This is a genomic window from Lelliottia jeotgali (genome assembly GCF_977070485.1).
Genome location: NZ_CDRVFO010000016.1, coordinates 47,601 through 65,052, shown reverse-complemented (window position 1 = coordinate 65,052; position 17,452 = coordinate 47,601). Strand labels below are relative to the sequence as shown.

General features: G+C 62.0%; 19 protein-coding genes. 12 read left to right on the top strand and 7 right to left on the bottom strand.

Annotated elements, in window-relative coordinates; translation table 11 throughout:
• Window positions 1-241 precede the first annotated feature (241 nt).
• Complete coding sequence (locus ACW4TB_RS21410; RefSeq protein ID WP_039601534.1) at window positions 242-937, top strand: 3-oxoacid CoA-transferase subunit A; 696 nt, start codon at window positions 242-244, stop codon at window positions 935-937.
• Between the two features lie 8 nt (window positions 938-945).
• Complete coding sequence (locus ACW4TB_RS21405) at window positions 946-1,587, top strand: 3-oxoacid CoA-transferase subunit B (RefSeq protein WP_012314450.1); 642 nt, start codon at window positions 946-948, stop codon at window positions 1,585-1,587.
• Between the two features lie 173 nt (window positions 1,588-1,760).
• Here ACW4TB_RS21405 and ACW4TB_RS21400 read toward each other — a convergent pair whose 3' ends face one another.
• Window positions 1,761-2,138 (bottom strand): VOC family protein, encoded by a 378-nt coding sequence (locus ACW4TB_RS21400; protein ID WP_279931564.1) that lies wholly within the window; start codon window positions 2,136-2,138, stop codon window positions 1,761-1,763.
• A 198-nt stretch (window positions 2,139-2,336) separates the two neighbouring features.
• Between ACW4TB_RS21400 and ACW4TB_RS21395 the strand changes: the two genes are divergently transcribed.
• Entirely contained in the window at window positions 2,337-2,528 is a 192-nt protein-coding gene (locus ACW4TB_RS21395) for a hypothetical protein (protein WP_039601543.1), read from the top strand.
• A 33-nt stretch (window positions 2,529-2,561) separates the two neighbouring features.
• On the opposite strand, the gene ACW4TB_RS21390 is transcribed toward ACW4TB_RS21395, so the two are convergent.
• The 3 genes from ACW4TB_RS21390 to ACW4TB_RS21380 form a co-directional block, all read right to left on the bottom strand.
• The gene (locus tag ACW4TB_RS21390) at window positions 2,562-2,795 is read right to left on the bottom strand and encodes a hypothetical protein (RefSeq protein WP_279931560.1); all 234 of its coding nucleotides are present in this window, start codon (window positions 2,793-2,795) and stop codon (window positions 2,562-2,564) included.
• Between the two features lie 88 nt (window positions 2,796-2,883).
• Window positions 2,884-4,506, bottom strand: coding sequence for a methyl-accepting chemotaxis protein (locus ACW4TB_RS21385; protein ID WP_254467836.1), 1,623 nt, complete (start codon window positions 4,504-4,506; stop codon window positions 2,884-2,886).
• A gap of 204 nt (window positions 4,507-4,710) precedes the next feature.
• Window positions 4,711-5,517: an outer membrane protein OmpK gene (locus ACW4TB_RS21380; RefSeq protein WP_279931558.1), complete on the bottom strand. Its 807-nt coding sequence runs from the start codon at window positions 5,515-5,517 to the stop codon at window positions 4,711-4,713.
• Window positions 5,518-6,163: 646 nt separating this feature from the next.
• Between ACW4TB_RS21380 and ACW4TB_RS21375 the strand changes: the two genes are divergently transcribed.
• The 6 genes from ACW4TB_RS21375 (at window position 6,164) to ACW4TB_RS21350 (ending at window position 12,391) form a co-directional block, all read left to right on the top strand.
• A complete protein-coding gene (locus tag ACW4TB_RS21375; protein WP_279931556.1) occupies window positions 6,164-7,177 on the top strand; it encodes an ABC transporter substrate-binding protein in 1,014 nt (337 codons plus the stop codon).
• A 39-nt stretch (window positions 7,178-7,216) separates the two neighbouring features.
• Window positions 7,217-8,242: an aromatic ring-hydroxylating dioxygenase subunit alpha gene (locus ACW4TB_RS21370; protein WP_279931554.1), complete on the top strand. Its 1,026-nt coding sequence runs from the start codon at window positions 7,217-7,219 to the stop codon at window positions 8,240-8,242.
• 66 nt (window positions 8,243-8,308) lie between these two features.
• The gene (locus ACW4TB_RS21365; protein ID WP_279931552.1) at window positions 8,309-9,163 is read left to right on the top strand and encodes an ABC transporter ATP-binding protein; all 855 of its coding nucleotides are present in this window, start codon (window positions 8,309-8,311) and stop codon (window positions 9,161-9,163) included.
• 36 nt (window positions 9,164-9,199) lie between these two features.
• The gene (locus ACW4TB_RS21360; protein WP_279931550.1) at window positions 9,200-10,003 is read left to right on the top strand and encodes an ABC transporter permease; all 804 of its coding nucleotides are present in this window, start codon (window positions 9,200-9,202) and stop codon (window positions 10,001-10,003) included.
• Window positions 10,004-10,019: 16 nt separating this feature from the next.
• The gene (locus ACW4TB_RS21355; RefSeq protein ID WP_279931547.1) at window positions 10,020-11,450 is read left to right on the top strand and encodes an amidohydrolase family protein; all 1,431 of its coding nucleotides are present in this window, start codon (window positions 10,020-10,022) and stop codon (window positions 11,448-11,450) included.
• On the top strand, window positions 11,447-12,391 hold the full coding sequence (locus tag ACW4TB_RS21350) for a PDR/VanB family oxidoreductase (RefSeq protein WP_279931545.1): 945 nt from the start codon (window positions 11,447-11,449) through the stop codon (window positions 12,389-12,391). The genes ACW4TB_RS21355 and ACW4TB_RS21350 overlap by 4 nt, the downstream gene beginning before the upstream one ends.
• 13 nt (window positions 12,392-12,404) lie before the next feature.
• Here the strand turns inward: ACW4TB_RS21350 and ACW4TB_RS21345 are convergent, their stop codons facing one another.
• The 3 genes from ACW4TB_RS21345 to ACW4TB_RS21335 all read right to left on the bottom strand — a co-directional run bounded on the left by ACW4TB_RS21345 (window position 12,405) and on the right by ACW4TB_RS21335 (window position 14,272).
• Entirely contained in the window at window positions 12,405-13,022 is a 618-nt protein-coding gene (locus ACW4TB_RS21345) for a dTMP kinase (protein ID WP_012314439.1), read from the bottom strand.
• Between the two features lie 93 nt (window positions 13,023-13,115).
• Window positions 13,116-13,538 carry a PA0061/PA0062 family lipoprotein gene (locus ACW4TB_RS21340; protein ID WP_012314438.1) on the bottom strand — a complete coding sequence of 141 codons (423 nt, stop codon included), beginning with the start codon at window positions 13,536-13,538 and terminating at the stop codon, window positions 13,116-13,118.
• Window positions 13,539-13,663: 125 nt separating this feature from the next.
• Complete coding sequence (locus ACW4TB_RS21335) at window positions 13,664-14,272, bottom strand: DUF3313 domain-containing protein (RefSeq protein ID WP_455843069.1); 609 nt, start codon at window positions 14,270-14,272, stop codon at window positions 13,664-13,666.
• A gap of 296 nt (window positions 14,273-14,568) precedes the next feature.
• Here ACW4TB_RS21335 and ACW4TB_RS21330 point away from each other — a divergent pair, with 296 nt between their 5' ends.
• The 3 genes from ACW4TB_RS21330 to ACW4TB_RS21320 are packed head-to-tail and all read left to right on the top strand — an operon-like array spanning window position 14,569 to window position 17,445.
• Window positions 14,569-15,168, top strand: a complete 600-nt coding sequence (locus ACW4TB_RS21330; RefSeq protein WP_455843068.1) for a paraquat-inducible protein A — start codon at window positions 14,569-14,571, stop codon at window positions 15,166-15,168.
• Window positions 15,165-15,809: a paraquat-inducible protein A gene (locus ACW4TB_RS21325; protein WP_012314435.1), complete on the top strand. Its 645-nt coding sequence runs from the start codon at window positions 15,165-15,167 to the stop codon at window positions 15,807-15,809. Before ACW4TB_RS21330 ends, ACW4TB_RS21325 begins: the two co-directional genes overlap by 4 nt.
• Window positions 15,790-17,445 carry a PqiB family protein gene (locus tag ACW4TB_RS21320; protein ID WP_279931540.1) on the top strand — a complete coding sequence of 552 codons (1,656 nt, stop codon included), beginning with the start codon at window positions 15,790-15,792 and terminating at the stop codon, window positions 17,443-17,445. Before ACW4TB_RS21325 ends, ACW4TB_RS21320 begins: the two co-directional genes overlap by 20 nt.
• Window positions 17,446-17,452: the final 7 nt, after the last annotated feature.

Genomic DNA, 17,452 nt, shown 5'->3' with positions numbered 1-17,452 from the left:
GGCCCGCCGCCATTGATCAAATGCTCAATGAAATGAACCACAGCGTAAAAGACCCGCTCGTAGACCGCACAATAGTTCGATAATCGCACACCATCCGCTTCCCCCCTCTCTACTTGTGCCCGATCTTGCGGCACGCTTAGCACAGTCAGCAAACATTTCCCAAGCGCTGACTGGCCCCCATGTCAAAGGGCGCGCCAGGCAGGGCCACAACCCATACTCCAGGAACAACCAGGAGCTCGCTTTGATCAATAAAACGTATGAGTCCATCGCCAGCGCGGTGGAAGGCATCACCGACGGGTCGACCATCATGGTCGGTGGTTTTGGCACTGCCGGCATGCCGTCCGAGCTGATCGATGCTCTGATCGATACCGGTACCCGCGACCTGACCATCATCAGCAACAACGCCGGCAATGGCGAGATTGGCTTGGCCGCCCTGCTCAAGGCCGGCAGCGTGCGCAAGGTGGTCTGCTCCTTCCCGCGCCAGTCCGACTCCTACGTCTTCGACGAACTGTACCGGGCCGGCAAGATCGAGCTGGAAGTGGTACCGCAAGGTAACCTGGCCGAACGTATCCGCGCAGCGGGCTCGGGCATCGGTGCATTCTTCTCGCCGACCGGCTACGGCACTCTGCTGTCAGAAGGCAAGGAAACCCGTGAGATCGATGGCCGCCAGTACGTGCTGGAAATGCCGCTGCACGCCGACTTCGCGCTGATCAAGGCGTACAAGGGTGACCGCTGGGGCAACCTGATCTACCGCAAGGCCGCGCGTAATTTCGGCCCGATCATGGCCATGGCCGCCAAGACCGCTATCGCTCAGGTCGACCAGATCGTCGAACTCGGCGAACTGGACCCGGAACACATCATCACCCCGGGCATCTTCGTGCAGCGCGTGGTCGCCGTTACCGGCGCTGCTGCTTCTTCGATTGCCAACGCTGTCTGAGGCCTGCCATGACCATTACCACAAAACTTTCCCGCACCCAGATGGCCCAGCGCGTGGCCGCGGACATCCAGGAAGGCGCATACGTGAACCTGGGCATCGGTGCGCCCACGTTGGTGGCCAATTTCCTGGGCGACAAGGAAGTGTTTCTGCACAGCGAAAACGGCTTGCTGGGCATGGGCCCGAGCCCGGCGCCGGGCGAGGAAGACGATGACCTGATCAACGCCGGCAAACAGCACGTGACCCTGCTCACCGGTGGGGCTTTCTTCCACCACGCCGACTCCTTCTCGATGATGCGTGGCGGCCACCTGGACATCGCGGTACTGGGCGCCTTCCAGGTGTCGGTCAAGGGCGACCTGGCCAACTGGCACACCGGCGCCGAAGGTTCGATCCCGGCCGTAGGCGGCGCGATGGACCTGGCCACCGGCGCGCGCCAGGTGTTCGTGATGATGGACCACCTGACCAAGTCAGGCGAAAGCAAGATCGTGCCTGAGTGCACTTACCCGCTGACCGGCATCGGTTGCGTCAGCCGCATCTACACCGACCTGGCCGTGCTGGAAGTGACATCCGACGGCCTGAAAGTGGTAGAGATCTGCGCTGACATCGACTTCGACGAGTTGCAAAAGCTCAGTGGTGTGCCGCTGATCAAGTAAGCCACGCAAATTGTCTGCATCCGCCTGGCGGCGAAGGGGCCGAAAATGCCCACTGCCGCCAAAGCGGTTTCCTACTGCGCTATTCCAGCGACCCTTTCAACCGCTTCTAACCCTTGCCGGGCGTTGGTCTCGTCACGCTTGGTGAGGCCGTCCTCAACCACTGCCACGTCCAGTCACAACTGCTCGGAAATCTCGATGAGGTTGAGATCCGGGTCGCGTACGTACACGGAACGGATAGGGCCTGTCGCACCGGTTCGCTGAATCGGGCCCTCAATAATTGGCCAATCCTGACCTTCAAGCTGCGCGATAACCTCTTCGAGGCTGACACTGGCGATGAAGCACAAATCCAATGCTCCCGGAACAGGCAGATGGGCTTTTGGCTCGAACTCATGCCCCCGCACATGAACATTGATCTTCTGATTGCCGTAGCAGAACGCCAAACGGCCTTGGCCGAAGGTCTCCAAGCGCATGCCCAGCACGCGGGTATAGAAGTCTTTACAAGCGTCGACATCGACAGTGGTCAGCACCAGGTGGTCCAGATGGTCAATCACTTCGCGATCTCCGATTCTGTTGGGGGTTTAGGGACGTGCAGGGCGTCCGCCGGCAACTTTTGAAGGCGCCGCCCTGTTTTAGTTGCCCCCGGAATGAACGTTTTACCCACTTGACCACTCCATGTACCGCATCATCATTGCCGGCCGACTCAAAAGCGCGATGAAGGATCCTGCGCGTGTTCCATGGAGAGGAAGATCATGAGTGTCACCCTGAAATGCCTCGAGTGCGATGGGCAAGATTTGGTAAAGCCGGGCAGGCTCCACAGAAAATCGATTGTCACCTGTCGGGAGTGCAATGCCATCGCTCAGTATGGTGACCTGTTGGAAGCAGCGGGTCGACGGTTGCTGGCCGAGCTTCAGCAGCAGCTGGCCGGGTTGAAGGCAGGCTGACCACCCTGCTCTCCCGTAACCCGCTCACAGGGCCTACTCGCCAGGATGTACTTCGACCCGGGTAATCTCAAGCGATCTGGCCTGCTGCAGAATCTCCGTCGGGGAGGCGTCTGCTGCAGGCATCACCAGGCTGTTCTCGCCATCCCCGTAATGCAACAGGATCAAGTGCAACGCTGCTTCATGAGGCGAAAGCCCGGGCTGCTTGAGCTCGAACCGTTGGTCACGCGGTTCGCCCTTGAACAGGTACGTCAGGTTGTAAGTGTGCATGCTGACCTCAATGATGCTGGATAGGTAATTATCCTGACCAATGGGTCAGCATATGGTTCGACTCATGTCGACCATCATCCTTCGTTTGTCAGAGCTGAAACCGCTTCATCATCCCGTTCAAGCCAATCGACAAGCTGGCCAGCTCCTGGCTAGCCGTGCTGATCTGGTCTGCGCCCTCGGAGGTCTGCACGGCAAGATCACGAATATTCAACAGGTTACGATCGACTTCTCGAGCCACTTGTGCCTGTTCTTCAGTGGCACTGGCCACCACCAGATTGCGCTCGTGGATCGTGGTCGCGCCATCGGTGATCTCATCCAGTGCCTGCCCGGCCAGCTCAGCCACCTGCAGGGTATGCCCCACCTGCTGGCTGTTGCTGTGCATCGACTCCACCACCCGCGCCGTGCCGCTGCGAATGGCGTTGATCATTTCCTCGATCTCCAGCGTCGAGCTCTGGGTACGCGCCGCCAGCGCGCGGACTTCATCAGCCACCACGGCAAAGCCGCGGCCCGCTTCACCCGCCCTCGCCGCCTCGATCGCTGCGTTGAGCGCCAGCAGGTTGGTCTGCCCGGCAATTGCACCGATCACATCGAGTACCTTGCCCACTTCCTGCGACTGCACCGACAGTGCTTCGATCTGCCGCGACGCCTCATGCACATCCTGGCTCATCTTGCCGATCGAACTGATCGCCTCACCCACCCGCTGACGACCGCGGCGCGCCGCGTCTTCGGACTGACGCGAGATTTCGGAGGTGCTGACGGTGTTGCGCGCCACCTCTTCCACCGCGACGCTCATCTGCGTGACGGCGGTGGCGGCTTGCTGGATCTCGTCGTTCTGGCGGTTGAGGTCGCGGGAGGTTTGCTGGGTAATCGCCGACATCTGCTCGCTGGCCGCGGCCAGCTGATGAGAAGAATCGCCGATCAGCCGCAGGGCATCCTTGAGGCTGGCCTGCATGGCCGCCAGGGCATGCATCAACTGGGTCGCCTCGTCGCGGCCAGTGGCATGCACGGTGTGGGAAAGGTCGCCCTCAGCAATGTTCTGTGCCACGCCTATGGCTTCACGCAGCGGACTGACGATGCTGCGGGTCAGCAACCAGGCAAGGCCGATGGTCAGCACCAGCACCAGGCCGATCACAGCGAAGGTCAGGTAAAGGGCGCGCTGGTACTCGGCGCGGGCATGGGCGGTGTGCTGTTCGGCGGTGTCGCTGCTGAACTTGACCAGGTTGTCGTACAGCTCACCTATCCGGTTGGAAATGTCCTGCATGGCGCCGCTGAGCATCGCCTGCATCTGCGGTACCTGGTTTTGCTCGGACAACCCCTTGTATTGATCGAGCAGCACACGGTACTGGTCGATCAACCGCTGCATCTCGGCAAAAGCCGGCTTGCCCGCCGCCGGCACTACCGCACCGTAGCCCTCGACACCTTTGTCGAGCAGGCCCTTGAGCACCTCCAGGCGCGCCAGGGTCGGCGTCAGCTGCGCGGGCTCGCGGGCAATGGCCATGCGCAGGGTGATGATGCGCAGGCCCAGCATGTGGCTGCGGACCTCACCCAGGTAGCGGGTGCCAACGTTGGTCACCTGCTCGGTGTACACCACGGCTTCGCGCATGCTGGAGATCTTGTTGATGGAAAACAGCCCGAGCACTACGACCAGGGCGGCGATCAGGCTGAAACTCAGGTAAGAGCGGGTAGCGATGTTGAGATGGCGCAGGCGCATGAGGACATATCCGGGTGGCAGTGGGATGTACTACCCATTACGTTCGGCATGCAGAGGACAATGTTGAGTGGTTGAAGGGAGTTAACGCCCGATAATCGAACATTATCGTTTTTGCGGTGGCAGGCATCGAGCGTCGCACAGACGACGCTCGGTCTCCATTTCCCTAAAAAACAATGATATATGGAGGCTTTCTAAACTAATTTCTTAGAAATGCGCCTTGACCAACACGCTCACCGCATTCTGATCTGTCGGGAATCCGTGGCTATCCTCGATCCCGTACTTGTCCGACCAATAATCCCACTCCAGCCCTGCATAAAGGCGCTTCGGCGTGTGGCCGAGGGCCTTGCCCACGTCGTACTTGAACTGCGGATTGAAGTGGAAACTCTTGGCCACGTAATCCGACGTGCCCTTGCTGCCAACGTCATTCACATACCACTCCAGGTATCCGTCAAACAGGATGTCCGATCGCCCTAGCGGTATGGTCATTGCCCAGGTCGGGTTGATCTGCCATTGCCCCGATGCCTTGCCGGTAATCCCGTCAGGCTTGCGGTAATAGGTATTGAGCGAGAAGCGATCGAACCCCGGGATAGTCAAGTCCACGGCAGGCCCCAACAGGTATCTGCGAGTGCGCCCCTCGCCGCGCTCGTAGGTAGCGGCAATCAGTACGTCCTTGACGATGCCAAAACGCAGGTTCTGACCGCTGACCTTACCCAGCGACAACCGCGGGGAGAACTCACCGTAGTAGCTATGCCCGTCATTGCCCGACAAGCCGTTGGACCACTTGTTGTCGACGAACATAAACACATCCCCCCAGGTCCAGCCGCTGGCGTGTTCGAAGGTGACGGTCTGCTGAATGTCGCTGCCGGTGCCGTCGACTTTGTAGTTGTGGCCGTACAGATAGCTCAGGCTGTTGTCGTACCACATCAGCGGGCCAGCCTGCGCGCCAGAACTGGCCAGGGCGCAGAGGGGCAGGAAGCAGTAGCTTAGGCAGGCAAGAGGGTTGAGTTTCATGTGCATCCCTTGGGTCGAGGTCGGTGAGGTTCACCAGCAAGGGATTCAGCGGACAGACCTCTCCTCTGGCCACGTTGCAAACCGTGGCGCCACCCTTGCCGGGTGTGCGGCGTGATGCCGCCAGAGCAATGTCCCATGCCATTTCTGGCACTGACCGCTTCTACTCGACTGTGCCCTAGCAGGGGGCGTGCCAACTGATCGAATACAGTCTAGATAGGTGATTGTGGCCAATTTAATGAATTAGTGAGCACCAGGCCGACTCATCATTGCGCACTTTAATAGCGCCGTGCGCTCCTGACTTGCACCTTCCCGGATCACTGTCCTGCCCTTGCAATGCCCGGCTGGGCTTGAACAGCCCGGCTTTGGCGGTTTGCGTACATTGGCACGCTTCTCGCTTCATCTGCCTTCGAGTAGAAGCGGTCAGTGCCAGAAATGGCATGGGGCATTGCTCTTGCGCCTTGGATTGGGCGTACATCCGAGCGGATGATTTGCGCGCGGCCTGACGGCCCTGGGCAAGTAGAGAAATGTCGGCCGTGGCTGCTGCATGCTGTGTGCACCCTCCTCTTGCTGCGTTCTCTCTCCGCTCGGTTTTCGCTGGCGTGTTCCCGAACACCTGGCGCATTTCGAATCGAGGTGGAGAACAATCATGAAAAACCGCTTTGCTTTGACTTACCCGCTTCGCTCGCTGCTTGGCGCAGCAGTGCTGAGCAGCGCCTCCTTGGCCATGGCCAATGACAAGGTCGTATTGCTCACCTCCTGGTACGCCCAGGCAGAACAGGGCGGCTTTTACCAAGCTGTGGCCGATGGCTTGTATGAGAAAGAAGGCCTGGATGTGTCCATCCGCATGGGTGGCCCGCAGGTCAATGGCATGCAGTTGCTGGTCAGCAAGCAAGCCGACTTCATCGTCAACTACGACCTGCAGATCCTCAAGAGCGTGGAGCAAGGGCTGCCGGTGGTCGCGGTGGCTGCACCCTTCCAGGGTGACCCGCAGGGCTTGATGACACACGCCGATGTCAACGGCCTGGACGGCCTGAAAAACAAGCAGGTGCTGGTGTCCACGTCCGGCCAGCAAACCTGGTGGCCCTGGCTCAAAGGCAAGTACCAGCTTCAGGACAGCCAGGCACGGCCTTACACCTTCAACCTGCAGCCATTCCTCGCCGGCGCCGACACCACCCAGCAGGCCTACGCCAGTTCGGAACTGTTCCAGGCCATCAAGGCAGGCCAGAAACCCAACTTCTTCCTGTTCGCCGATGCAGGTTACCCGCCCTACGGCTCCACCGTGGTCACCCGCCAGGACGTCATCGACCAGCATCCCGAGCGCGTCGCCGGGTTTGTCCGCGCCTCGCTCGAAGGCTGGAAACGCTACCTGGCCAACCCCGCTGCGGGCAATGCGCTGATCAAGCGCGACAACCCCAACATGAGTGATGAGCTGCTGGCGTGGGGCGTCTCGACGCTCAAGCAATACCAGCTGGTCACAGGGGGCGACGCTGCCAGCCACGGCATCGGCACGATGAACGACGCCCGCTGGCAAGCCACCCGCGACTTCATGGTCCAGGCCGGCCTGCTCGGCGCCGCCGCCCCTTGGCAAAAGGCCTATACCACCCGCTTCGTGCAAGGCCTGAACGTGCAGCCCGACACTGTCCAGGCCGCCAGCCGCTGAGCCTTATAACAACACTTAATACCGTGAGGAAACTGGATCATGCTGGTCACCAAACAACCTGTATTGCGACGCTTCTGGTACGCCCTGCTGCCCATGGCAGCCCTGGACGACGGGCCAAAACCCTTCACCTTGCTCGGTGAAGCCCTGGTCCTTTGGAAGCGCCCCGATGGCACACCGGTAGCGATGCGCGACCGTTGCTGCCACCGCACCGCCAAACTGTCCAAGGGCTTCGTCAGCGAAGACGGCAATATCGCCTGCGGCTACCACGGCTGGGAATATGACTGCAGCGGCGCCTGCGTGAAGATCCCGCAGAACCCGACGGGGGCGATACCGCCGGGCGCGGCCGTCAAGGCCTACCATTGCCAGGAAAAGTATGGCTATGCCTGGGTCGCGCTGGACGATCCGCTGCAGCCGATCCCCGATTTCCCGGAAGACGGCGCCGCCGGCTACCGGCGCATCTTCCAGTTCTACGAAGAGTGGAAAACCAGCCCGCTGCGGGTGATGGAGAACTCTTTCGACAACTCGCATTTCTCCTTCGTGCACAAGGCCAACTTCGGCCTGTTCGACCAGCCGCAACCGGCCAGCTATGAGTTTCGCGAAACCGATTACGGCTTTGAAGCCGAAACCCGCGTGCCTATCCGCAACCCTGAAGAAAGCTTCGCCATTACCGGCACCCGTGCGCCGATCACCGAGCGTCACCTGGTCAATCGCTACTACCTGCCGTTCTCCCGACGCTTTGGCTGCATGTACCCCGACAGCGGCATCCACCACATCATCTACAACTGCGCCACACCGATCGATGACGGCCGGCTGATGCTGGTGCAGTGGCTCTATCGCAACGACAGCGAGGCTGACTGCCCGACCCAGGCGCTGATCGACTGGGACGCGGCGATCACCGCCGAAGACCGTGACATCCTCGAAGCCACCGACCCGGACGCCTGCGTCGATACCCGGCGGCGTGTCGAGTTGCACATGCCCTCGGACAAGCCAGGCCTGGTGATCCGCCGGCAACTGTTGGGCCTGCTCGAAGCCCATGGCGAAAGCGAAGTGTTCGCCAGCCACTGACCGCCTGTTCCACGCCCTGGTGTGCCGGGGCATACGCAACCGCTCATGACCTTTGGGGAGAGCGCCATGTTGATGCAGACCCTGTCCGAAACCTGCGCCCAGCTGCAGGCACCACCCAACGCCGACGCCCTGGGTAGCGACACGCCACTGTTCGCCAACCAGGTCGAGAAGACCTACAGCAACGGCACCGTCGCCTTGCACCGCGTCAAGCTGGCGATCCAGCGCGGCGAGTTCGTGTCGTTGCTAGGCCCGTCCGGCTGCGGCAAAAGCACTTTGTTGAAAATGTTCGCCGGCCTCGAACAGCCCTCGGCCGGCCACGTGCGCTGGTGGGGCAAGGATGCCCCAGGCAGCGATCCACTGGCCACCGGTGCTGGCCGCAGCCTGGCGATGGTGTTCCAGGAGGCGACCTTGATGCCCTGGGCCAGGGTGCAGGACAACGTGCGCCTGCCGCTGGACCTTGTGGGCATGCCCAAAGCCCACAGCCAGCCCAAGGTACAGGCTGCGCTGGAGCTGGTTGGCCTGGGCGCGTTCGGCCAGGCCTACCCGCGCGAGTTGTCTGGCGGCATGCAGATGCGCGCATCGATCGCCCGCGCGCTGGCCACCGAGCCCAACCTGCTGCTGATGGACGAGCCGTTCGGTGCCCTGGACGAGTTCACCCGCAACAAGCTCGACAGCGACCTGCGCCAGCTCTGGGCCCAACGCGACCTGACCGTGGTATTCGTCACCCACAGCATCTTCGAGGCGGTGTACCTGTCGTCGCGGGTGGTGGTGATGGGCGCCCGGCCCGGGAGGGTGATCGCCGATGTGCCCATCGACGGCCCGCTAGAGCGGGACGAGGCCTACCGCACCTCCCCGGCCTTCATCGCGCAGTGCGCCCACCTGTCCCGGCTGCTGGCCCAGGCCAACGGCGAACCTGCTTGAGCGCCCAACTTCAGAGCACAACCTGAGAGCCCTGACATGAGTCGACCTTCTACTCCCTGGCTACACAACCCCACGGTGCTGCGCATCGCTTCGCCGCTGCTGGTCGGCGCCGTGCTGCTGGGCCTCTGGCAGCTGGCCTGCATTGCCTGGCAAGTGCCGGTTTACCTGATGCCATCACCGGCCGACATTGGCCGCACGCTTATCACAGACGGCCCGATGCTGCTCGGGGCGCTGTGGATGACCCTGAAGATCACCTTCCTCTCGTTTGCCCTCGCAGTCGTCATCGGCACCCTGGCCGCATTCGTGTTCGTGCAGAGCCGGCTGGTGGAAGCCAGCCTGTTCCCCTACGCGATATTGCTGCAGGTGACGCCCGTGGTGGCGATCGCACCGCTGATCATCATCTGGTGCAGCGACACCACCCTGGCGCTGGTGATCTGCGCCACCCTGGTCGCGGTATTTCCGATCATCGCCAACACCGTGCTGGGCCTGCGCAGCGTCAACCCGGGGCTGCTCAACCTGTTCCGCCTCAATCGCGCAAGCCGCTGGCAGGTGCTGCTGCGCCTGCGTATTCCCAGTGCCTTGCCGTGCTTCTTCGCCGGCCTGCGGATCGCCAGTGGCCTGGCATTGATCGGCGCCGTGGTGGCCGAGTTCGTGGCCGGCACCGGGGGCACCGGCGCCGGGCTGGCGTACCAGATCCTGCAAGCGGGCTTTCAGCTCAACATTCCGCGGCTGTTCGCCGCCCTGGTGCTGATCGCCCTGACCGGCGTCGCATTGTTCAGCCTGATGGCCCTGCTGGCACGCTTGAGCCTGCGCCACTGGCACGAAAGTGAACTGGGTTAAGCCCTTGGAGCTCCGTATGAAGCATTCAGACAGCTGGCTGATCCGCAACGCCAATGCCATCCTCACCGGCCTGCGCGGGGCAGCCGCCCGCCATGCCGGGCCGGACATCCGTATCAGCCACGGGCGCATCGCTGCCCTCGGTGCCCTGCAACCGCTGGCGGGTGAGCAGGTGCTCGATGCCACCGACTGCGTGGTCTACCCAGGCTGGGTGAATACCCACCATCATCTGTTCCAGTCGCTGCTCAAGGGGATCCCGGCGGGCATCGATCAAAGCCTTGGGGCGTGGTTGGGCGCGGTACCCTATCGCTACCGTGGCCTGTTCGATGAGCACAGTTTCCGCCTGGCCGCGCGTATCGGCCTGGTAGAGCTTGCCCGCTCCGGTTGCAGCACGGTCGCCGACCACCATTACCTGTACCTGCCAGGCATGGCCTTCGACAGCGCGCAGATTCTGTTCGAGGAGGCAGAACGGCTGGGCCTGCGCTTCGTGCTGTGCCGGGGCGGCGCAACCCAGGTGCGCCAAGCCGAAGGCGCCGCCAGTGCCGGCCCAGAAACCCTCGAACAGTACCTTGATGACGTTGGGCGGCTGGTGCGCAGTTACCACGACCCCGCCCCCGACGCCTGGCGCCGGGTGGTGATGGCGCCCACCAGCCCGCCTTACTCGATGCCGCCAGAGCACCTGCGCGAAACCGCCCGCGCCGCACGCAAGCTGGGCATCCGCCTGCACAGCCACCTGAGCGAAACGGTGGAGTACCAGAACGAGGTGCAACGCCGCTACAACCTGTCACCCGTGACGTTCTGCGCGGAGCACGAGTGGCTCGGCGCAGACGTGTGGTTCGCCCATCTGGTCAAGCTCAGCCCCGAGGAAATCCGGCTACTGGGCGCTACCGGTACCGGCATTGCCCACTGCCCGCAGAGCAACGGGCGCTTGGGCAGCGGTATTGCCGATATCCTGGCCATGGAAGCGGCAGGCATGCCGATTTCGATCGGTGTGGACGGCGCTGCCTCCAACGAAGCCTGCGACATGATCAGCGAAACCCACGCCGCCTGGCTGATGCAAAGGGCCAAGGCTGGCGAGCGGGCTTTGCCCGCCTATGCAGGCGGCGAGCTGGAAGGCGGCGCCCATGCCGCCAGCGTGGAAGACGTGGTGCGTTGGGGAACCGCCGGTGGCGCGCAGGTGCTGGGGCTGAACGCGCTTGGCACGCTGGAGGTTGGCATGGCAGCGGACCTGGCAGTTTACCGCCTGGACCAGCCCCGCTACTTCGGCTTGCACGACCCGGGAATTGCGCCCGTCGTGGGCGGTGGCCGGCCGACCTTGCGCGCCTTGTTGGTAGGTGGGCGCCTGAGCGTGGACAACGACACGATCCCTGGCCTGGACCTCGCCGAGCTGGGTAGCCAGGCCCGTGAAGCCGTGCTGCGCCTGCAGCGGGCTGCGGGGGTGCGCGCATGAGCTGGACCTCGTTGCAGGTACGCGCCTTGCGCCTGGAAGCTGACGACGTGCTGGGTGTCGAACTCGGCACTCCGGGCGGCGCACCGCTGCCGCTGAGCTGGGCGGCCGGCGCCCATGTCGACCTGCGCCTGGGCAACGGCCTGGTCCGCCAATACTCCGTGGTCAGCCTGCCCGAAGAGGGCCATCTGTACCTGGGCATCAAGCGTGAGCCTGCCTCGCGCGGCGGTTCACAGTGGTTGCACGAGCACCTGCGTCTGGGCGCACGGATCGAGGTCGGCACCCCGCGCAACCTGTTTGCCCTGCAACCGGGGGCGGGCCCAGTGACATTGCTGGCGGCCGGGATCGGCATCACGCCCCTGCTGCCGATGTACCGCCAATGCCTGGCGCAAGGGCGCGCGGTGCGCCTGCTGTATTTCACCAAGGACGCGCGACAGCTGCCGCTGATCCAGCGCCAGAACCTGCCGATCGAAGTATTCAGCGGCTTGCGCGCCGCGCAGGTCAGGCAAGCCTTGAGCGGGCTTTTGCCCGTTTGGCAGCCCCAAGCCAGCCTGTATTGCTGTGGGCCCGCAGGGTTCATGGACAGTGTGGAGCAGGCCGCTTTCGCCCATGGCTGGCCAGCGTCGGCCTTGTACCGCGAGCACTTCAAGCCTGCCGAACCTGCAGCCCAGGCCGACTCCAGCTGCACACTGGTGTTGCAGCGCAGCGGGCGTGAGGTCCAGGTGCAAGCCGGCGAAAGCCTGCTGCAGGCCGCTGCGCGGGTCGGGGTGGACCTGCCCATCTCGTGCGGGATGGGCATTTGCGGTGCGTGCATGTGCCGGGTTATCGAGGGCGAGCCAGAGCACCGTGACGAGTGCCTGACAGAAGTTCAACGCAGCAGCGGCGAATGGATCACGCCGTGCGTCTCGGCGTCGCGCAGTGCGCGCCTGGTGCTGGACGCCTGAAAGCAGGCACGCTCTAAGGGCATCGAAGCACGCCTTGAATCGCTGAAACCACCTGCAGCGTAGCGTCTTCGATCGTCCCTTCATTGCGGCACAACAGCCAGCCGTTCTCTGCGACGGCTCGCTCGAAGGCCTGGGTACAGGCCACATGCTCTTCGAACCTGTGCATCACCGTGCTGCTCAACCCGCGCGTGCGTGCCGTCGCCCTCGCCCATGAAATATCCGGGGCGGTGACGACCCCCACACTCAGGTCGGGTACACGCACATTACTGGCGATGTTCAGGCGCAAGATCTCAGGGAACGGGATCAGCCGGCGAAACGCGGCTTCCGACGGGTACCAGCGGTCGATCAGGATGATGCTGCCCGGCGGTTGTCTGGGCAGCACCTGCTGGGATATCCAGGCACGGCTCTGGGCAAAGCGCTCACAAACCGCCAGCTCAAGGTCCGGGCTGGGGCTTCTGACGAACTGGTTGACCAGGGCCATGGTTTGCGCCCTGAAGGGATCGCTCTTGCGCTCACAGATACGGATGACTTTCAGGCCGTCAGCACGCAGTGCCTGGGTAACAGCCTCCAACAGTGTGGTTTTGCCGGTGCCCTTGGGCCCGTCCATGGAAACGAAAAGCGAACGGCTCATGCTGCAAACAACGATCGGGAGGCGGGTTTTGCACGGTACATCCTGGATCCTTCATGAAAGACATCGATGAACAGTCTACAGCGTGCAGGCCCCTCACATCAGGCAATAGAACTCGCTGACCTGCGCCACGACCTGCCCCTGGGCATTGTACAGCCGCGCCTCAGGCGTCAACGCCATGGACCGCGCCTCGAGCACATAACGCTGGCCTGCTTCGAAATCCGCATAATGGATGGTCAGGTAGCATTGGCGTACGGTGGTGCCCCCCATCATGCTCATGCCCCCACCGCCGTTCGCTTCATAGTCGAACCTGACCATCAGCTCATGGCTGCCGGGGCTCACCTGAAAAAAGCGGCCGTCGCGCAGGCGCTGGTTATCCAGGCGCTCAGCCATCAGCACCCTGTCATTGGGGAAGGGCATCGAAAAATCGACCCAGGCCATCTGCGGGCTGGCCGCTGGCATGGGTGCCTGACAACCAGCACTTGCAGTGATGATGAGCAGCAATGGCAGCCTGCGCATGATAAATGCCTCGAAATTGGCTCAACGCCCCTGCGCCAAGCCCGACATTCGCACGGGCAAGCCCAAGGCCTGTACTGCCATCGTCTGACGGTGTCAGTGCAAGCCTGTAGGTTGCAGGCAGCGGGTTATTTGGCCTTGGCCTTCATCTGCATATAGTACTGATGGACGTCGGATGCCCAGCTGTCCAGCACTTTCTTGGCATCCGAGGCCTGCATGACCTGGCTGCTGTTGTCCAGTTGCTGCCCAGCCCCCTTGCGCACCCCTTGAGCGATGACCTTGTTGGTCTGTGCGTCAATGAACGCCACCTCCGTGGCAATGGTCGTATCCTGGTCGCGAATACCGGTAGCGGCGCTGACCCCCGCCGCCACGAGGGCGATCGGAATCACTTCGTAAGGCCGCAAACCCTTGGTCTTGCTGCTTACCCCGGTGATGGCCGGCCGGACGACAATGGTCCCCGGACCAGGTGAAGTGGCCAGCGGCAATGATTTGCCCAGTTCACGTTTAAGCGCCGTGTCGTAGTAGTTGGTGATGCCTTGCAGCGTACTCTGTGGGATTTTTTCGGTCGGTTGCGGCTTGGGGTACAGCTGGCTAGGTTCCACATAGAACGAGGTGTACTTGTTGATATCAAGCTGGGGATCGATCCAGCGCATCACCGGTGCGCCTGTAGGTGATTCCGCTTCCTTCAAGCGACTGTAGTCCTTGAGAAAACCGGAATATTCATCCGGCTGGGTCAAGTTGCTGGAACACCCCACAAGCGTAAGCGAAGCGATACACAGCGTACTTGCCAAAAACGCTAATCTCATTCTCTAAACTCCTGTATCGCCGCGCGAGCGCAAGCTGTGACAGACATGAAAATGTAACGTGGCAGTGGCCACTTCCTACCACTGATGCAGTGCAATCTAGCAAGGGTAGTTATAGACCTAGCTGAATGAACTGGCCGACAGATTTACCGATTGTTCGCTGGGCATTTGCCTAATAGCGGAGCGCTTCTATATTCACAAAGGCCTGACTTCCAGTTGACCAGAGCGTCATGATGCCCCCACCAGAGCAATTGATCATCTGCGAGCACTGCGACTGTGTGTATGAGAAAGCGTTGCTCGCCAAGCATCAGAAGACCTTATGTTCACGCTGTGGCGGTGTGCTGCAGCGGCACAACGGCCTGACAGTGGAGCAACGCCTGGCGCTCACGCTCACGGCGGCAGTGCTTTGGCTGTTCGCCAACTTCTACCCAGTGATGAGCATCAGCCTGAAGGGGCTGAAGAACAGCGCCACGTTGTGGGATTCGGTATTGGCACTGAGCCAGGGGCCGATCACCTTCATGGCGATGGTCGCAGCCATCTCGATCATCATCGCCCCGGCTTTCCAACTGCTTTTGCTCATCTGGGTCCTGGGTTACGCCCTCACCGCCCGCCGCTCACCGGCCTTCAAGCTGTGCATGCGCTGGCTGGAAACGCTGCGCCCATGGAGCATGCTCGAAGTATGCCTGCTGGGCGCGATGGTGGCCGTGTTCAAGCTCGCCGGCATGCTTGATGTGCTACCGGGTATCGGCCTGCTAGCACTGGCCGCACTGAGCCTGCTGATGATCCGCATTGCCGGGCGTGACATTCGCGACCTGTGGGACATGTCATGAACCGGCCGCCAACCGCTACCGAGCTCAACCTGTGCCTGTGCCACAGTTGCGGGCTGGCCTGCGACATGCGCGACGAACCGCATCAGTGCCCACGCTGCGATGCCCCGTTGCATCGGCGCAAGACCAACTCCCTGGGCCGTACCTGGGCCTACCTGTTTGCTGCGCTGGCCTTCTACATACCGGCCAACGTGCTGCCGGTGATGAACACCACAATGCTTGGCAGCGGCGCCGACAGCACCATCATGAGTGGTGTAATCGAGTTCTGGGGGCACGGCGCGTGGGACATCGCGCTGATCATCTTCATCGCCAGCATCGCCGTGCCAGGTGTGAAGTTCATGGCATTGACGATGCTGTTGATTACAGTCCAGCGTGGCAGCACCTGGGCGCAACAGCAGCGCTCGAAGCTCTTCCGCTTCGTTGAACTGATCGGCTATTGGTCGATGCTCGATGTGCTGGTAGTCGCTCTGGTTGCGGCGCTGGTGAAGTTCCAAGCCTTGGGCGACATCGAGCCGCGCCCAGGCATTCTGTTCTTTGGCCTGGTGGTGGTGTTCACCATGCTTTCAGCGATGAGTTTCGACCCCCGCCTGATCTGGGACACGCCACCTGACAAGGAGCTCATGGATGAACCCATCCAGCAATGACAGCCCATCCGTTCCAGGCCCGGCCCCCGTCATGACCCGGCGTTTGAGCTTCTCTTTGGTGTGGGTTGTGCCAATCGTGGCGGTTCTGGTCGGCCTCTCGCTGGTGGTGCATAACCTCATGCAGGAAGGGCCGACCATCACCCTTACCTTCAAGACTGGCGCAGGGCTTGCGGCCAACAAGACCGAAGTACGCTACCGCAACGTTGTGATTGGCCATGTTACCGAGGTGGCCCTGAGCAGTGACCAGAAGAACGTCAATGCTACCGTCAAGCTCGATAAAGAGGCTGAGGGCTTCACCCGTGAGGACTCCAAGTTCTGGGTGGTCCGCCCACGCATCGGTGCAGGTGGCGTGTCGGGCATAGACACCTTGCTCTCAGGCGACTATATCGGTGCCGATATCGGCCAGTCGAACAGCCGTGTAAAACACTTTACCGGCCTTGAAAATCCCCCGCCCATCACCTACGGCGAGCCCGGCAAGCATTTCACCCTGCACACACAGGACCTGGGCTCGCTGGACATCGGCTCCCCGGTGTATTTCCGCAAGATCCCGGTCGGCCAGGTGGTCGCCTACGCCCTGGACAAGGATGGCAAAGGGGTTGATGTAGAGGTCTTCGTCCACGCGCCCAACGATGCCTTCGTGACTGCCAACACCCGCTTCTGGAACGCAAGTGGCATTGACGTAGAGGTCGGCGCCAATGGCTTCGCGCTCAAGACCGAATCGCTGTCTTCCATTCTGGTCGGCGGCATCGCCTTCCGTGCACCGGACTTCAACCCCAACGACACCGTCGCCAGCGAAGACCAGCGCTTCGAGCTGTTCGCCGACCAGAACAGTGCGCTGGCACCGCCTGCCGGCAAGGCGCAGTACCTGGCACTGCGTTTCGACCAGGCGATGCGCGGCCTGAAAGTGGATGCGCCTGTGGAGTTTCTGGGCGTGGAGATTGGCCGTGTCGTGTCGGTCAACCTGGACTTCGATGAGAAACAGCGCAGTTTCCCGGTCAATGTCGGCATCGTGATCTACCCCCAGCGCCTGGGCCGGGCGCACGAGAAGATGCTCAAGGCCCTGCAGCACGATCCCAATGACGAAGCGTCCGCGGCCAAACTGATAGGGACGTTCATCGACAACGGCCTGCGAGCCCAGGCACGCAGTGGCAACCTGCTAACGGGCCAGCTGTACATTGCCTTGGACTTCTTCCCCAAAGCTGAGAAAGTGGCGTTCGACCCGACTGCCCGACCAGTGATGATCCCTACCGTTCCAGGCAGCCTGGAGCTGCTGCAGGAGCAGTTGCAGACCATGGTCGACAAGGTCAACCGGCTGCCACTGGAACGTATCGCCAGCAACCTGGACGCCAACCTGGTCGAGCTGCGCAAGAGCCTGACACAGTTCAATGGCAAGACATTGCCAGGGGTACAGAGCACCTTGGCCGAAGTCAGCACTACCCTCAAATCGGCCAACTCGACCCTGGCAGAAGATTCCCCGCAACGGGAGCAACTGACGCAAACCCTCGACGAGCTCGGCCGCATGTCGCGCTCGCTGCGCGAACTTGCCGACTACCTGGGCCGCAATCCCGAGTCGCTGATCCGTGGCCGCCCCGACAACGCCGCGCCAATGGACCTGCAAGGGCCGCCACGCAAATGACCACAGG

Coding starts and splice junctions, on each gene's coding strand:
- ACW4TB_RS21405 (WP_012314450.1), top strand. CDS start 946: ATGACCATTACCACAAAACTTTCCCGCACCCAGATGGCCCAGCGCGTG.
- ACW4TB_RS21395 (WP_039601543.1), top strand. CDS start 2,337: ATGAGTGTCACCCTGAAATGCCTCGAGTGCGATGGGCAAGATTTGGTA.
- ACW4TB_RS21390 (WP_279931560.1), bottom strand. CDS start 2,795: ATGCACACTTACAACCTGACGTACCTGTTCAAGGGCGAACCGCGTGAC.
- ACW4TB_RS21385 (WP_254467836.1), bottom strand. CDS start 4,506: ATGCGCCTGCGCCATCTCAACATCGCTACCCGCTCTTACCTGAGTTTC.
- ACW4TB_RS21380 (WP_279931558.1), bottom strand. CDS start 5,517: ATGAAACTCAACCCTCTTGCCTGCCTAAGCTACTGCTTCCTGCCCCTC.
- ACW4TB_RS21375 (WP_279931556.1), top strand. CDS start 6,164: ATGAAAAACCGCTTTGCTTTGACTTACCCGCTTCGCTCGCTGCTTGGC.
- ACW4TB_RS21370 (WP_279931554.1), top strand. CDS start 7,217: ATGCTGGTCACCAAACAACCTGTATTGCGACGCTTCTGGTACGCCCTG.
- ACW4TB_RS21365 (WP_279931552.1), top strand. CDS start 8,309: ATGTTGATGCAGACCCTGTCCGAAACCTGCGCCCAGCTGCAGGCACCA.
- ACW4TB_RS21360 (WP_279931550.1), top strand. CDS start 9,200: ATGAGTCGACCTTCTACTCCCTGGCTACACAACCCCACGGTGCTGCGC.
- ACW4TB_RS21355 (WP_279931547.1), top strand. CDS start 10,020: ATGAAGCATTCAGACAGCTGGCTGATCCGCAACGCCAATGCCATCCTC.
- ACW4TB_RS21350 (WP_279931545.1), top strand. CDS start 11,447: ATGAGCTGGACCTCGTTGCAGGTACGCGCCTTGCGCCTGGAAGCTGAC.
- ACW4TB_RS21345 (WP_012314439.1), bottom strand. CDS start 13,022: ATGAGCCGTTCGCTTTTCGTTTCCATGGACGGGCCCAAGGGCACCGGC.
- ACW4TB_RS21340 (WP_012314438.1), bottom strand. CDS start 13,538: ATGCGCAGGCTGCCATTGCTGCTCATCATCACTGCAAGTGCTGGTTGT.
- ACW4TB_RS21330 (WP_455843068.1), top strand. CDS start 14,569: ATGATGCCCCCACCAGAGCAATTGATCATCTGCGAGCACTGCGACTGT.
- ACW4TB_RS21325 (WP_012314435.1), top strand. CDS start 15,165: ATGAACCGGCCGCCAACCGCTACCGAGCTCAACCTGTGCCTGTGCCAC.
- ACW4TB_RS21320 (WP_279931540.1), top strand. CDS start 15,790: ATGAACCCATCCAGCAATGACAGCCCATCCGTTCCAGGCCCGGCCCCC.